This window comes from Flavobacterium sp. B167r, from assembly GCF_056824315.1.
Genome location: NZ_CP124859.1, coordinates 903,205 through 917,513, shown reverse-complemented (window position 1 = coordinate 917,513; position 14,309 = coordinate 903,205). Strand labels below are relative to the sequence as shown.

General features: G+C 33.3%; 16 protein-coding genes. 13 read left to right on the top strand and 3 right to left on the bottom strand.

All coding sequences use genetic code 11. The features are described 5' to 3' along the window. Positions 1 to 201: 201 nt before the first annotated feature. Together QLQ96_RS04275 and QLQ96_RS04270 are read left to right on the top strand one after the other, a co-directional pair. A complete protein-coding gene (locus tag QLQ96_RS04275; protein WP_482494960.1) occupies positions 202 to 378 on the top strand; it encodes a hypothetical protein in 177 nt (58 codons plus the stop codon). A gap of 250 nt (positions 379 to 628) precedes the next feature. Next, the gene (locus QLQ96_RS04270; protein WP_194140648.1) at positions 629 to 856 is read left to right on the top strand and encodes a CDGSH iron-sulfur domain-containing protein; all 228 of its coding nucleotides are present in this window, start codon (positions 629 to 631) and stop codon (positions 854 to 856) included. Positions 857 to 910: 54 nt separating this feature from the next. Here the strand turns inward: QLQ96_RS04270 and QLQ96_RS04265 are convergent, their stop codons facing one another. Beyond that, complete coding sequence (locus QLQ96_RS04265) at positions 911 to 1,813, bottom strand: PhzF family phenazine biosynthesis protein (RefSeq protein WP_482494958.1); 903 nt, start codon at positions 1,811 to 1,813, stop codon at positions 911 to 913. Positions 1,814 to 2,041: 228 nt separating this feature from the next. Here QLQ96_RS04265 and QLQ96_RS04260 point away from each other — a divergent pair, with 228 nt between their 5' ends. Continuing rightward, on the top strand, positions 2,042 to 3,598 hold the full coding sequence (locus QLQ96_RS04260) for a patatin-like phospholipase family protein (RefSeq protein WP_482494957.1): 1,557 nt from the start codon (positions 2,042 to 2,044) through the stop codon (positions 3,596 to 3,598). A 185-nt stretch (positions 3,599 to 3,783) separates the two neighbouring features. Here QLQ96_RS04260 and QLQ96_RS04255 read toward each other — a convergent pair whose 3' ends face one another. Both QLQ96_RS04255 and QLQ96_RS04250 read right to left on the bottom strand, forming a co-directional pair. Beyond that, a complete protein-coding gene (locus QLQ96_RS04255) occupies positions 3,784 to 4,233 on the bottom strand; it encodes a protease complex subunit PrcB family protein (protein WP_482494955.1) in 450 nt (149 codons plus the stop codon). A 201-nt stretch (positions 4,234 to 4,434) separates the two neighbouring features. After that, on the bottom strand, positions 4,435 to 4,905 hold the full coding sequence (locus QLQ96_RS04250) for a hypothetical protein (RefSeq protein ID WP_482494953.1): 471 nt from the start codon (positions 4,903 to 4,905) through the stop codon (positions 4,435 to 4,437). A 159-nt stretch (positions 4,906 to 5,064) separates the two neighbouring features. Between QLQ96_RS04250 and QLQ96_RS04245 the strand changes: the two genes are divergently transcribed. The 10 genes from QLQ96_RS04245 to mgtE all read left to right on the top strand — a co-directional run bounded on the left by QLQ96_RS04245 (position 5,065) and on the right by mgtE (position 14,284). Beyond that, positions 5,065 to 5,604 carry a DMP19 family protein gene (locus QLQ96_RS04245; RefSeq protein WP_482494951.1) on the top strand — a complete coding sequence of 180 codons (540 nt, stop codon included), beginning with the start codon at positions 5,065 to 5,067 and terminating at the stop codon, positions 5,602 to 5,604. Between the two features lie 76 nt (positions 5,605 to 5,680). Continuing rightward, a complete protein-coding gene (locus QLQ96_RS04240; protein ID WP_482494950.1) occupies positions 5,681 to 6,601 on the top strand; it encodes a hypothetical protein in 921 nt (306 codons plus the stop codon). A gap of 159 nt (positions 6,602 to 6,760) precedes the next feature. Then, positions 6,761 to 8,032 carry a serine--tRNA ligase gene (gene serS / locus QLQ96_RS04235; RefSeq protein ID WP_482494949.1) on the top strand — a complete coding sequence of 424 codons (1,272 nt, stop codon included), beginning with the start codon at positions 6,761 to 6,763 and terminating at the stop codon, positions 8,030 to 8,032. Positions 8,033 to 8,121: 89 nt separating this feature from the next. Further along, the gene (gene lgt / locus QLQ96_RS04230; RefSeq protein WP_482494947.1) at positions 8,122 to 8,955 is read left to right on the top strand and encodes a prolipoprotein diacylglyceryl transferase; all 834 of its coding nucleotides are present in this window, start codon (positions 8,122 to 8,124) and stop codon (positions 8,953 to 8,955) included. Positions 8,956 to 9,067: 112 nt separating this feature from the next. After that, a complete protein-coding gene (locus QLQ96_RS04225; RefSeq protein ID WP_482494945.1) occupies positions 9,068 to 10,849 on the top strand; it encodes a tetratricopeptide repeat protein in 1,782 nt (593 codons plus the stop codon). 130 nt (positions 10,850 to 10,979) lie between these two features. Further along, positions 10,980 to 11,291, top strand: a complete 312-nt coding sequence (locus QLQ96_RS04220; protein WP_095952990.1) for a DUF4286 family protein — start codon at positions 10,980 to 10,982, stop codon at positions 11,289 to 11,291. Positions 11,292 to 11,485: 194 nt separating this feature from the next. Next, positions 11,486 to 11,671, top strand: coding sequence for a hypothetical protein (locus QLQ96_RS04215; protein WP_482494944.1), 186 nt, complete (start codon positions 11,486 to 11,488; stop codon positions 11,669 to 11,671). A gap of 32 nt (positions 11,672 to 11,703) precedes the next feature. Continuing rightward, the gene (locus QLQ96_RS04210; protein WP_482494943.1) at positions 11,704 to 12,120 is read left to right on the top strand and encodes a hypothetical protein; all 417 of its coding nucleotides are present in this window, start codon (positions 11,704 to 11,706) and stop codon (positions 12,118 to 12,120) included. 45 nt (positions 12,121 to 12,165) lie between these two features. Beyond that, positions 12,166 to 12,951, top strand: coding sequence for a 16S rRNA (adenine(1518)-N(6)/adenine(1519)-N(6))-dimethyltransferase RsmA (rsmA, locus tag QLQ96_RS04205; RefSeq protein ID WP_482494941.1), 786 nt, complete (start codon positions 12,166 to 12,168; stop codon positions 12,949 to 12,951). Then, the gene (mgtE, locus tag QLQ96_RS04200) at positions 12,935 to 14,284 is read left to right on the top strand and encodes a magnesium transporter (RefSeq protein ID WP_482494939.1); all 1,350 of its coding nucleotides are present in this window, start codon (positions 12,935 to 12,937) and stop codon (positions 14,282 to 14,284) included. The genes rsmA and mgtE overlap by 17 nt, the downstream gene beginning before the upstream one ends. Positions 14,285 to 14,309: the final 25 nt, after the last annotated feature.

Below are 14,309 nucleotides of genomic sequence, written 5' to 3'. Positions count from 1 at the left end.
TTATTAAATAAAATTTTGCCAATCTTTGCGGGACTTCGACTTCGCTCAGTCTAACAAAACTTTGCGACTCTGCGCCTTTGCGAAATTATTTTAATTATGTGTAAAAAAAACTTTGTGTCTTAGTGCCTTCGTGGCAAAAACACACATAACGTAGCAAAAACAATTATCTTTGCAAAACGTAATTAAGTAAGATTTAAAAGTATGGCAAAAGGACCCCAAAAAGACTCAAAAAATAAGGCTTTACACACCAAATTATTAAATCGGAAAAAAGCTAAAATTCAAGAAGAAAAAAGAGAAAGAGCATTGCAATTGAAAGCTATAATCACAAAAATGAATCAGCAAAAAAGAGATAGCCAATCTGATTCTCAAAATGAATAAAGTTTTTTCCCGCAGATTAAAGAGTTTTTTAATAAGTTGTGCGAAACAAAAAATATGGTTCTTAGCTTCTTCGCAATCAGTCTGACAAAACTTTGCGACTTTGCGAGATTATTTCAGTTATATGTAAAAAACTTTGTGTCTTAGTGCCTTCGTGGCAAAACAGCATAAAATAGAACCAGTTTAAACTACGTTTTGCGCTTATAAATGAGAATATATTTCGCAATCTTTGCATCCGAAAAAAAACAAAGTTATGAGCAAGACTAAATTAATCATCAATAAAAACGGTTCAATCAAAATCGAAGGAGATTTTGAAATTATGGATCCAGAAGGAGCACTTTACGGTTTACAAGGAAGATCTGCACTTGGTCTTTGCCGTTGCGGACATTCATCTAACAAACCATTTTGTGATGGAGCACACAGAAACAACTTTGAGCACGATTCTGTGGCATTCGATTTACCGCCAATGAAAACAAACTAAGAAGTTATCTAGTTTTAAATAATTGAAACCGCATTCTGCCAGATGCGGTTTTTTTTATATGTAAAGTTCGCCTTTCATGGTAATGATAGAAGAACCTCCAACCAAAATATCTTCTTCTCGATTCATGACTTCAATTATCGAAGCTTGTTTTAATTTTACGCCCTGAAGGATTTTATACTCTTTGTCGGATTTTGTGAATTTCTTTTGCGTTAAGAAGCCAATTAGAGGACCCGCAGCTGTTCCGGTTGCTGGATCTTCGATTATTCCGATTATAGGGTTAAAGAATCTCGTTTCGACTATATGATCTTGACCTTCATCTGCCGGAGCAAAACAATAAAAACCTTCAAAATTGTATTCTTTTGAGATTTGGATTAAAAGCTGGTTGTCTGGAACAAAGCTATTAAGCAATTGGCTGTTTTTTATAGGAACCATTATATGCGCAACTTCTGTTTTAACTATTGTTGGAACAAAAGAATTGACATCCAAATCTTCAATCTTTAAACCCAAAGCTACCGCAATTTTATACGTCGGTATTTCTTCTTTGATAACTGCCGATTTTTGATGCATTTTAACGACTGGAAATAAAGTATCGGGATCAAAACTTACCGTTACAGGAATTGCTGAATGATTCATAATCACAAAAGGTTCGCTTTCGTTTTGTTCATCAAAAATTTGAATTCCCTTTAGGAGAGCGCCGCAGACTGCGCCTAATAAATTATGGCCTGCACCATCGATTTCGATTCCGATTGGAGTAAACGAGCGAACTACAAGTGCTTTTTCTCTTGCAGAATAATAGACAAAAGAGGTTTCAGAATAGCCAAACTCTTTAGAAATATCCTGATAGGTTTCTAGTTTCAGGTTTCCTTCTGTAAAAACAACAGAAAGCGGATTTCCTTTATAGCTTTCATTTGAGAATACGTCTAAAACGTAATATTCTAATTTTTTTCTTCCCATCATATTTTTCTATTTTGCATCCAAACCGACTCTTAATGGAATAAAATTACGGTTTATTCTTGTATTTCATAGACCCGTTTTGTTTTTCATGGTTATTTTAATATTGTTTTTTGATTAAAAGTTCGCTTTCTGAATCAAAAAATGGAATTAGAAAAGTTAAAAATCAATAGGCAAACATTTTAGTTTGAATTAATTCAGTTAATTTTAAACATTCAAAAACAGGTGTCGTTTATGATGTTTAAAAGACTTTTGATAGGATTCGTTTTTTTTATTTTGATGAATGAAGGAGTGGCTCAAAATAAGATTAATCTTTTTTCTGAGATCAATTACAACTCCATTCCAGTAGTCAATTTAAACGAATACAAATCGGTTCAAGATCGTGACAATCGATTTCAAAATCCGAATATTGCTTTGGGAGTTGCTATTTCTGGCGGCGGATCAAGAGCGCAGTTTTTTAGCATGGGTGTTCTTTTGGGTTTAGAAGAAATTCAAGAAGACGATTCGAATCGCAATTTTTTGAATGAAATCGATTATTTTTCAACCGTTTCTGGCGGATGTTATTCGGCAGGATATTACTTGACGATTTTGAAAAACAGACTGCAATATGACAATTGCAGCTTCAATGAATTCTATTTTTCGAAAGCAGATGCCTTCAAATCGGATGTTAATAAATCGGCTACTATTTTTTCTCTTCTAAATAATAGCAGAAATGAAAAAGGGGAAAAAATCTCGATGGCGCAACGTCTTGATTTGGAAGTTTTGCAATACGATAGTACGAATCCGGAAAATCAGAACAAGTTTAAAACTCAAATGCTTTTATCTGATTTTTTTATTCCGAAAGACAGCAAACTGAATCCGCAATTGCCAATTATGGTGGCCAACGGAACTGCTTATAACAACGGAGAACGTTTTCCGTTTATGCCGCATATTATTCGGGCTTTAAAAATCAATTCGTCTTTGGCTCCAAATAAAGCGTCACTTTCGCTTGACGAAAATCATATTAATAATGGCTACGATTTTCCGCTGACTTATGCGATTACGGCAAGTTCAGCTTTTCCTGGAGTTCTTCCTAAAACCAAATTCGGAATCAAAAATCAAGATAAAATTTTATGTGTGATTGATGGCGGCGCTTCGGATAATATGGGTTACGAAACTTTGATTGAATTGCTTCATAATGATGCTAAAGTCAAAGACAAAAATAAAAAAGCGCTTTTTATTGATTGTTTAGGACAAGGAAAGAAAGCGCCTTTTATAAATGATGGAAAAATCGGATTGCTTTCTTTGTTGGAAACGGCTTCTTTATACACGGTTCAAACCCGATATATGACTTTTGAAAGAGATGTAGAAAATGTGCTGGACAGATACAAAATCCCAACTTCAAATTATCAGGTTATTGGTTTTACAACTTTGCGCGATCATTTATTAACCTTAAAAAAAGACCAGAAATACGATGATTTAGTAACACAGTTGAAAAATACCGATGATGAAGCCTCAAATTGGCTAAAACTTCATGACGATTTTAAAGCAGAATTGGTTACAAAGTTTGGTTTAGACAGTTTTAAGAAAGACAAATATGGCGAACCGCTGCTTTCTGGTTTAGACAAAGAAAAATTTAAAGATTTTGATGCAAGCGAACTTTTGATGCTTTACGAATATGCTTCGCATGTTGAAACCAAACTGAAAACAACTCCCGAAGAAAAAGAAATGTTATTGCTTTCTGGACGTTTTGCAGCTTATTTGAAAGCTAATGAATTGAAGGGGTTACTTGTAGAGAATAAAGGGATTTAAGATTAGCCTTTCTTTTACAAAGATTAAATTTCGTTAAAATAAATTGCCTCCAGCTTTAGCTGGTGGTTTTAAGGATTTAAAAAGAAAAGGGCTTTAGCCAAAAATTTGTATGTTTGGCTAAAGCCCTTTTCATATTGTTCTATTCTGACCACCAGCTAAAGCTGGAGGCAATTCAACATAAAGATTTATTGCTCAAAAATAACCTTTTTGTCTGTTTTATCTGTTTTGATAATGTCGTAAGGTCTTGATAGTTTTAAAGTGCTATTTCCGTTTTTAAGTTTTTCGACTTTTACGATTATGGTATTTCGATTTTCGGTAATTTCTACAACATCTATCGAGTGGCCTTCAGTGTTTTGAGTTTTGTCTATGACCGCAATGACTTGATATTTGCTAAAATCAATATTGATTTCTTTAAAATCTGCAGATAGATTAGTAGAAACATTCATTTCTGCAATTAATTTTTCCCAAGATTTTTGGTCCTTAATAATGATATGTCTGGCAGCAAGACTTTCTTCATTTGAAAAAGAATCTCCCTTAGCAATCAAAGAATATTGCACATCTGAGTTTGGCAAATCTTCATTGTCGCAACTTGTTAAAGCAAGCAGAATGCTAAATATTAGGATAATCTGTTTCATTGTTTTGGTTTTGGTTTCAAAAACTTTTGCATAAAGTTTTCTCTATATAAACAGATGCATTTTTATCCAAATAGTTGCGTAAAAGGTGTTTAGTTTTATCAGCATCTTTTATTAGATAAAGATAACGTTAATTTTGATTAAAGATTGTGAATACTGAGGATAAATATGATAAAAAAGATTTATGCAGTTTGTGACCACAATTTATTCGTCAAGTTCTTTCCAACAAACCGCTATTTCGCGTTGTATTTCTTTTTCTAATTTTGGTAATTCGTTGGTAATCCAGTCTTGACTTTCTTTGCTCAAGTAGTATTGATTCTCGTTTAGTTTGTATTTCATCGCTCCCATAATCAGGTCGATCATTTCTCTGACTTCCGATGTGCCGTTTGCAAAGTTCGGACCTATTAAATACTTTAAAACTTCTTTTTCCAACTGAGGTTTGTAATGCAAAATATGACTGACTAAAGGAAAATAGAAATAAAAATAGGAATTTGTGTTTGAAGCAAATTGTATTTTATGTACGGTTTCAATTAAAATGTCTGATTCTAAATCTGTTGTTTGAAAGTTCAGCTTTTTTAAAAGATCAAAACAACTTTTGGAATTGGGCAATATTTTTCCAACTTCTTTGAGATAAGAAAATGTTTTTTCAAAATGAGCTTGTTCCGTGTTTTCCATTTTTAGCTTGAGGAAGAGTTTCAGATCTGGCTAAAATACGATTTTTCTATTTTGTAATAATTAAATTAAAGTCCGTTAAGTAAGGAACGTGCAGAAAAATGTGATTTGTATTATTATTTCTCCCAACTTTGCAGCACAATCCTTTAAACACAAATTCAAATGGAATTCGGTAAAATCATCATTTCAGAAGCTGCGGCAAATAGCGAAAACCCTCAAGACGTTGTAAATTCAAATATTTCGGTAATCAATTTAATGCGTGAAGAAAAAATAGACGACGACCTGATTCACGAAGATTCTTTAATGAGTTACTATTTAGATTTTTATGCTTCAAAATATACTGAAGGAAATTTTTCGAAGTTTGTTCACGATTCAGGATGGAATAAAGAATTAAATGAATTAATCGAAGAAGGTCTAGCTTTAATCGGTGCAGAGAAACATTTGGAATTGTTTAAAGAACAATGCCGCAAACTGCGATTGCAGAGTAATATCAAATTGGGAAAATTTCTAAAAGAGAAATATGATGCTCCAAACGCTTTTAAAGATTTGCTAAATAATAATGCTTATTTTGAATTGGATGAAAATCTGGCAGAATTGAATGCCGCATTCTTAAAATCACATCCTGATACAGAAGTGCTTTCGGTTGAAGAAATGTTTAAAACACTGGAAGAGTTTGTTGGACACGAAATTAAGAGAGGTTAAGTTTTTATTTTTTGCCTGTGGTTTGTAAGAAAACTATATATTTGGAATGCCCAAAAAATCTAACAAATCTAAATCCATGAAAAAAACGATTCTTTTAAGCACCGTTTTGATGTTTTTGTTTTCCTGCGGGAAAAAAGAAAAGCCTCAAAACGATGCTGAAGTTCAGTATCAGGAACTGCTTTCTGAAACAGAAGCGCATCTTGGTCTTAATAAGAAGCCAATAAAAAAGCTCATTTTTAAAAATCTGGATGAAATTGAAGATTCACAAGAATTAAATCTGGAATTGCTTTCGAAAGTTGCATCTAATCTGCAAATTAAATATTCTAATATTCGAATTAAGGAAACAAGTTCTATAAACTACGACGATAAAACTGCTTTTTTTGTTTTGACTATAGTTGAACATAAGAAAAAAGCGCTTCGATTGGAGGATGAAGAAGAATTAGGCGATTTTTTTCAGCGTAAATATTTATTTGTAAATCGGGAAGATGGCAGTATAATAGCCGAAGAGTTCGATGAAAATTTGGGTTATTATGATAATGAAGCCATTCAGTTTTCAAAATCTCATATTTTAAAGGACTTGGTGTATCTTAACGAAAAAACACCAGCGATTGCTTTTTATACCGAAGCCAATGCCAGCAGCCGAATTGTATTGTATTCTGAACAAAAATTTACGCTGGTTACTTTAGCTGACAACGAAATAAAAAAGGTTTTATACGAATATCCTATTAAATTGACTAATGGAGATTCTAACGGAAGCGGCACTTTCGAAATAGAAACTTTAGAAACCGGAATGAGTTTTTCGGATCACAAAACAAACGGCTATTTTGATTTGATAATAAGCAAAAATTTTTCTTATGAAGAGGCCATTGAAGATCATTCAGAAAACGGAATCGCAGAAAACGGCAATTTGAAAATTAAAAAAGAAGTAGAAAAACTTAAGTATAACGGTAGTGAATATGCTTTTCATCGAGACGATAGGCATCGTTTTTTGGAATAAAACATTGTAAAATTCAAATAATAGCAAGAGCACTTTACGAGTGCTTTTGCTGTTTATAGGAGATTTCGGTTTTACTGCAAAACTTTGACCTATTGTTAACAAACATTTCCTTAAATTTGCTTCCATTATAAAAAATACAATAGTTATAAAAAACAAGCTATGTTACAAATTGCATTTATTAGAGAAAATCAAGAGAAAGTAATCAAGGCTTTAGCAAAACGAAATATCGATGCTAAAAGCGTTGTTGAAGAAGTGGTTCAATTAGACGAAAATCGTCGTGCTGCACAAGTGGAATTAGACAATACTTTATCAGAATCTAATAAATTGTCCAAAGATATTGGTGAATTGATGAAAGCTGGTGAGAAAGCTAAAGCGGCAATCTTAAAAGAAAAAACAGTTTCACTAAAAGAAAAAAGTAAAGAACTGGGCGAAAAAGCAGAAGCTTTGGCTGTTGAGTTAACCAATAAATTATACACTTTGCCAAACCTTCCGGCAGATATTGTTCCTGAAGGAAAAACTCCAGATGATAATTTGAATGTTTTCCAAGAAGGAGATATTCCGGTTTTGCACGAAGGCGCACAGCCGCACTGGGAATTGGTAAAGAAATATGATATTATCGATTTTGAATTGGGTGTAAAAATCACTGGAGCAGGATTTCCTGTTTATAAAGGAAAAGGAGCTCGTTTACAGCGTGCTTTAATCAATTACTTTTTAGACAAAAATACAGCTGCAGGATATAATGAAGTTCAAGTTCCTCATTTGGTAAACGAAGCTTCAGGATTTGGAACAGGACAATTGCCAGACAAAGAAGGACAAATGTATCATTCTACAATTGATGATTTATATTTGATTCCGACGGCTGAGGTTCCAGTTACGAATTTATTCCGTGATGTTATTTTAAACGAAAGTGATCTTCCTGTTTTGCATACAGCGTATACGCCATGTTTCCGTCGTGAGGCAGGTTCTTACGGAGCACACGTTCGTGGGTTAAACCGTTTGCACCAATTTGATAAAGTAGAAATTGTTCGTGTGGAGCATCCAGATAATTCTTATGCTGCGCTTGACGGAATGGTTGAACATGTAAAAGAGATTCTTCAAGAATTGAAATTACCTTATAGAGTTTTACGTCTTTGCGGAGGCGACATGGGATTCACATCTGCTTTAACTTACGATTTTGAAGTGTTTTCAACAGCACAAGATCGTTGGTTAGAAATCAGTTCTGTTTCTAACTTTGAAACTTTTCAAGCAAACCGTTTGAAATTACGTTTCAAAGACAAAGACGGAAAAAACCAATTGGCGCACACACTTAACGGAAGTTCATTAGCGCTTCCGCGTGTTTTAGCTGGAATTATTGAAAATTACCAAACTCCAGAAGGAATCGTAATCCCAGAGGTTTTACGTCCTTACTGCGGATTTGATATTATAAACTAGTTTTAAGTTTACAGTCACAGTCTCAGTTTACAGTTTCGGCTGCTAACTGAGACTGAAAACTGAAAACTGAGACTAAAAACTCATACTACATGAAAAACGGTATCTTAAACTGGAACGTTGATCCCGTTATATTCTGGATTACAGATAGTTTTCCTCTTAAATATTACGGAGCTCTTTTTGCCTGCGGACTTCTTCTCGGGTTTTATATCGTAAGAAACATTTATAAAAAAGAAAATCTTTCCTTAGACAATCTCGATTCTCTACTTATTTATGTCATCGTCGGAACCGTTTTAGGCGCTCGACTTGGACATTGCTTCTTTTACGAACCAGACTATTTTTTTAAACATCCGATAGAAATTCTTTTACCAATTCAAAAAATAAAAGGAGTTTATCAGTTTGTGGGCTATCAAGGTTTGGCAAGTCATGGAGGTTCAATTGGAGTTATTATGGCAATGATTTTATATTGTCGAAAATACAAAGTTCAATTTTTAGGGCTTTTAGATAAAATGGCTGTTGCAGTTCCTGTAACGGGCGCTTTTATCAGAATGGGGAATTTTATGAATTCTGAAATTTATGGAAAACCAACTAACGGAAATTGGGGAGTAGTTTTTCAAAGAGACGATTTGATTCCGAGACATCCAACTCAATTGTATGAAGCTTTTGCTTATGTATTGATTTTTGGAATTCTGTTTTATATGTACAAATCAGAAAAAATTAGAAATGCGCAGGGATTAATCTTTGGAACTTTCTTAACTTTATTATTTACAGCTCGTTTTATAATTGAATTTTTCAAAGAAAATCAAGAAGCTTTCGAGAATAGTATGCTGATTAATATGGGACAGATTTTAAGTATTCCGTTTATCTTAATTGGCTTAGGTTTGATTCTTTGGAAAACTAAAAAAGGCACAGTTTACAGTAACTGAAAAAAAGTCCCAGTTTACAGTAAAACTTAGACTGAAAACCGAGACTGCGACTAAAAACTAAAAAGTAACAGTTTGACTGAGAACTGCGACTGCGACTGAAAACTAAAAAAATATGAGAAACATATTGATTTGTATCGTTTTGTTATGTTCTGGTTTTGCGTTTGGCCAAAACGAGCAATTAGCTCAATATTACTACGACAAAGGTGATTTCGATAAAGCTAAAATCAGTTACGAAGAGCTTTTACGAGCAGCGCCATCCAATACCCAATATTTTTTAAGAACAGTCGATTGTTATCAGCAGTTGCAGCAATTTGCAAATGCCGAAAAAGCAATTCAAGATCGTTTTAATCGTTACAAGCAAGGTGTTTTTTTAGTTGAATTGGGATATAACTTTCAATTGCAGAAAAACGATTCAAAGGCTAAAAATTACTACGAACAAGCAATTGAAAAAATAAAAACAAGTCCGAATGATGTGTACGGAATTGCAACTTCGTTTGAGAAAAAAGTATTGCTAGAATATGCTTTAAAAGCGTATCAGACCGCAATGCAGATTCAGCCGAACTTCAATTTCAATTTCCAAATCGGAATGTTGTACGGTCAGTTAGGAAAAACCGATTTGATGATCGATTTATTATTGACAGAATCATTTACAAATCCGCAAAACACCAATTTGATTCAGACGCAATTGTCTCGATTCATGAATGGCGAAACGGATAATACGACTTTTAAAGATGCGATGCGAAAAGCATTAATCTTAAAAACTCAAAAAGATCAAGATGTTTTTTGGAATCATTATTTGAGCTGGTTTTATGTACAGCAGAAAGAATTCGGAAAAGCATTTATTCAGGAAAAGGCCATTTACAAACGCGAACCAGAATCGTTGATGAGTATCGTAAATCTGAGTCAGTTTGCCATGAATGAAGGAGATACCGATACGGCAGAAGAAATTCTGAATTTCATTCTTCAAAATACTAAAGACCGTGATTTGCTGATTCATAGTAATGCGAGTTTAATGCAGATTAAAATTGATAAAGCACAGGAAAAAGATTATCCAGTTATCAATCAGGAATTGCAGCAATTGTTGGCAACTTACGAAATCAATCCTTTTACCTTATCTTTGCAAATTATTCAAGCTCATTTTCTGGCTTTTAATTTAAAGAAAACAGAAGAAGGAAAGGGAGTGGTCAAAAAGGCTTTAGAATTGAATTTAAACGAATATCAAAAAGCCGACGCTAAAATGGAATTGGCTGATATTTTGCTTTTGGAAGAAAAGTACAATCAAGCGTTGATTTATTATTCGCAAATTCAATTGGATTTAAAGAATGATGTCATGGCGCACGAAGCAAGTTTGAAAGCGGCCAAAACAAGTTATTACAAAGGTGATTTTGAATGGGCAAATAAACAGTTTAAAGAATTAAAAGCGGCAAATACGCAATTGATTGCCAACGACGCTTTAGAATATTTTCTTTTAATTAATGATAACACCGCAGCAGATTCGACTCAAGTGGCTTTGAAGCAATTTGCAAAAGGAGATTTTTTAATTTATCAGAATAAAAAACAAGAAGCGATAACACAGTTTCAGAATATTCTAAAAACCTATAAAGGACAAGAAATTGAAGCGGTGACTTTGCTCCGTTTAGGTAAAGTTTACGAAAGCCAAAAAGATTTTGCTTCGGCTTTAAGCCAATATCAGCAGATTATTGACAATCATAGTGACGGAATTTATGTTGACGAAGCACTGTTTTTCTCAGCTGAAATTTATAACGACGAATTAAAAGATCCAGAAAAGGCCAAACCTTTGTACGAAAAGGTAATTTTTAACCATCAAGACAGTATTTACTTTGTCGATGCCAGAAAAAAATACCGCGAATTGAGAGGGGATAAGAATTTGTAAAATTTCAAAAGCAAATTCCATCCCGAAGCTTCGGAAAAAAAGAAGAATTAAAAACATGAGAATTGATTTTTAAGTTTCAGAAAAAAAACTCAGAACCTTAGAATCTTAGCAACTCAGAACCTTAGAAAAAATGATTATTTACAACGTTACCACAAACATACACGAAAGCGTTCACGACCAATGGCTAAAATGGATGCAGGAAAAACACATACCAGAAATTCTAGCAACTCAGAAATTTTCTTCGGCAAGGATTGTAAAAGTTTTGGTTGAAGAAGAAATGGGCGGAATTACATATTCAGTACAATACGTAACCGATAGCAAAGAAACTCTAGATAAATTTTATATCGAAGACGAACCAGAATTCCACAGAGAAGCTTTAGGTTTATTTGCAGATAAAATGCTTTCTTTCAGAACAGAATTGGAAGTTATTTCAGAGCATTAATTTTTTAGTTGTATTTTTTATTAGGAAAGAATTGAATCTGTAGCAAAGAATAATTTTTACAGGATATAATAATTGTAGATTAAAACACAATAGGGCTGTCTGCTTAATACCTAAAAAAAGTATATTTGCAAAAAAATTAAATTCTAACTGAAAATTGTGATTGTTCACTTATCTTGTTTATGAAAAACCTACAAATGAAGCTTGTTCTATTATTATTGCTAAGTCTAAATGTTTGTTGTCAAAGTAAAAACGAGGTATTGAATGAAGAAGAAACGACAAAATCTATTGTTTTACAACTTAATGAGTTTAGGGAAATTGAAAGTACTTCGAAAGAAATCTTAAAAAATATTGCCTTTTCTAAATACGAAGTTTTAAAATAAAAAACGAAGAGTCACCAAAATCATTTGGAGAAATGACAGGTTTTGCAACAAAAGTTTATTCTGCAGGAAATGAAATTAATGATTACATTGATGAAATTAAAGCAGAAATCTCTGAAGAAGATTGTTTTATAACAAACGATACAGCGCTTTATGATGCATTTGTAAAACAAAAATATGCTGTTTTAAAAAATAAGATAGACAATTTTTACAAACAAAATAAAGTAATTACGTCGCCAGGCCCTTATGCTTCTTTGAAAGAAAACAATGAAAAAGCATTTAATACGAATAAAACCTTCAAAAATAAGGAAAATAAAAGTGTAGATTTTTTAAACTATAAATTCGGTTACAAAGCCAATATTGGGCTACTGACAGGTTTAGAAAGAATTCAATTTGATGTTGTTCATTTTCAATATATGTTTATGAATACAATCATGGGATCTGCTCATTAAAAATTACATCAGTAAATTAATAAAAGCAGAAAGCAAATAACGAATATGGAAAAAGTAAAAGCCAAAAAACATTTAGGACAGCACTTTCTTAAAGACGAAAGCATTGCAAAAGCTATTGCAGATACTTTGAGTCTAAAAGGATATGAAGAGGTTTTAGAAATAGGACCGGGGATGGGTGTGCTTACTAAATATTTACTTGACAAGCCAATTATCACTCGAGTAATTGAGATTGATACGGAATCTGTTGCGTATTTGGATGCTAATTATCCAAAATTAAAAGACAAAATTATTTCAGAAGACTTCCTGAAATACAATATAAATCAAGTTTACGAAAATAAGCAGTTCGCTATTATTGGTAACTTTCCTTATAACATTTCTACTCAAATTGTTTTTAGAACATTAGAATTTAGAGATCAGATTCCGGAATTTTCTGGAATGTTTCAAAAGGAGGTTGCAGAGCGAATCTGCGAGAAAAAAGGCTCTAAGGCTTACGGAATTCTATCCGTTTTAGCTCAGGCTTTCTATAATACTGAGTATTTGTTTACTGTAGACGAAAATGTTTTTATTCCTCCGCCCAAGGTTAAATCGGGTGTGATGAAAATGACCCGAAAGGAAGATTATAGTCTTCCTTGTGGTGAAAAGCTATTTTTTACTGTTGTAAAAACGGCTTTTCAGCAGCGACGAAAAACATTACGTAACAGTTTGAAAACATTAAATTTATCAGACAAATTGAGAGAAGACACTATCTTTGATAAACGTCCAGAGCAATTAAGCGTCGATGAATTTATTGAACTAACTCAAAAAATAGAAGCCGATGGAGTTCAAAATTGATAAAGACTTTATACATCAGTTAGAAGAGCACATCATTAACAAAAACGACAATGAACTTGAAGTTTTACTTAATGATTTGCACCATGCCGATATTGCCGAAATCTTAGATGAATTAGATTTTGACGAAGCGACTTACATCTTTAAGGTTTTAGATAGTGATAAAACAGCCGAAATTCTTCTTGAATTGGAAGAAGATCTGCGTGAAAATATCTTAAGCCGACTTTCACCAAAGGAAATCGCGGAAGAGCTTGATGAGCTTGAAACCAATGATGCTGCCGATATTATTGCCGAACTTTCGCAAGAAATAAAAGCAGAAGTAATCTCGGAATTAGTCGACGTTGAACACGCTAAAGACATTGTTGATCTTTTGCGCTACGACGAAAATACAGCCGGTGGTTTGATGGGAAAGGAGCTTGTAAAAGTGAATGAAAACTGGAACGTTTTGACCTGCGTTAAAGAAATGAGAATTCAGGCAGAAAATGTTTCTAGAGTGCATTCTATTTATGTAGTTGATGATGAAAATCGATTAAAAGGAAGATTGTCCCTAAAAGATTTATTGACTTCTTCGACAAAAACTCAAATTGGAGAAGTCTATATCAGAAAATTAAATTTTGTAAATGTCGATACTGAAGATGTTGAGGTAGCTCGTATCATGCAGAAGTATGACTTGGAGGCAATTCCTGTTGTTGACGAATTAGGTCGTTTGGTTGGAAGAATTACAATTGATGATATCGTAGACGTAATCAAGGAAGAAGCAGACAAAGATTATCAATTAGCAGCGGGTATTACACAAGACGTTGAGTCAAATGACAGCGTTTACGAATTAACAAAAGCGCGTCTGCCTTGGCTTTTAATCGGAATGGTGATTGAAATTGTGGCTTCTTTTGTTTTGAAAGGAAACGAAGCAACATTTCAAAAATATTCTACTTTAATCATTTTTGTGCCTTTACTTTCTGCAACTGCAGGAAATATTGGAGTTCAGGCATCGGCAATTGTGGTTCAAGGCTTGGCAAACGGAACTTTAAAAGAATTCAGCCGTGGTTATTTTACTAAAGAAATTACCGTTTCTATGATATCGGGAAGTATAATATCATTGCTTTTATTGGCATATCATTCTGTAATGTATCAGCAGTATTTGGTAGGATTTGCGATTTCTATTTCTATGATTGTTGTTATTCTTTTTGCAGCAACTTTAGGAACTTTGGTACCGCTTTTCCTTAATAAGAATAAAATTGACCCTGCAATTGCTACAGGTCCCTTTATTACTACAACCAACGATGTATTTGGAATTATGCTCTACTTTGGAGTTGCCAACTTGATTTTAGGATTCTAGATTTTTGCCACAAATTAGTTTATTA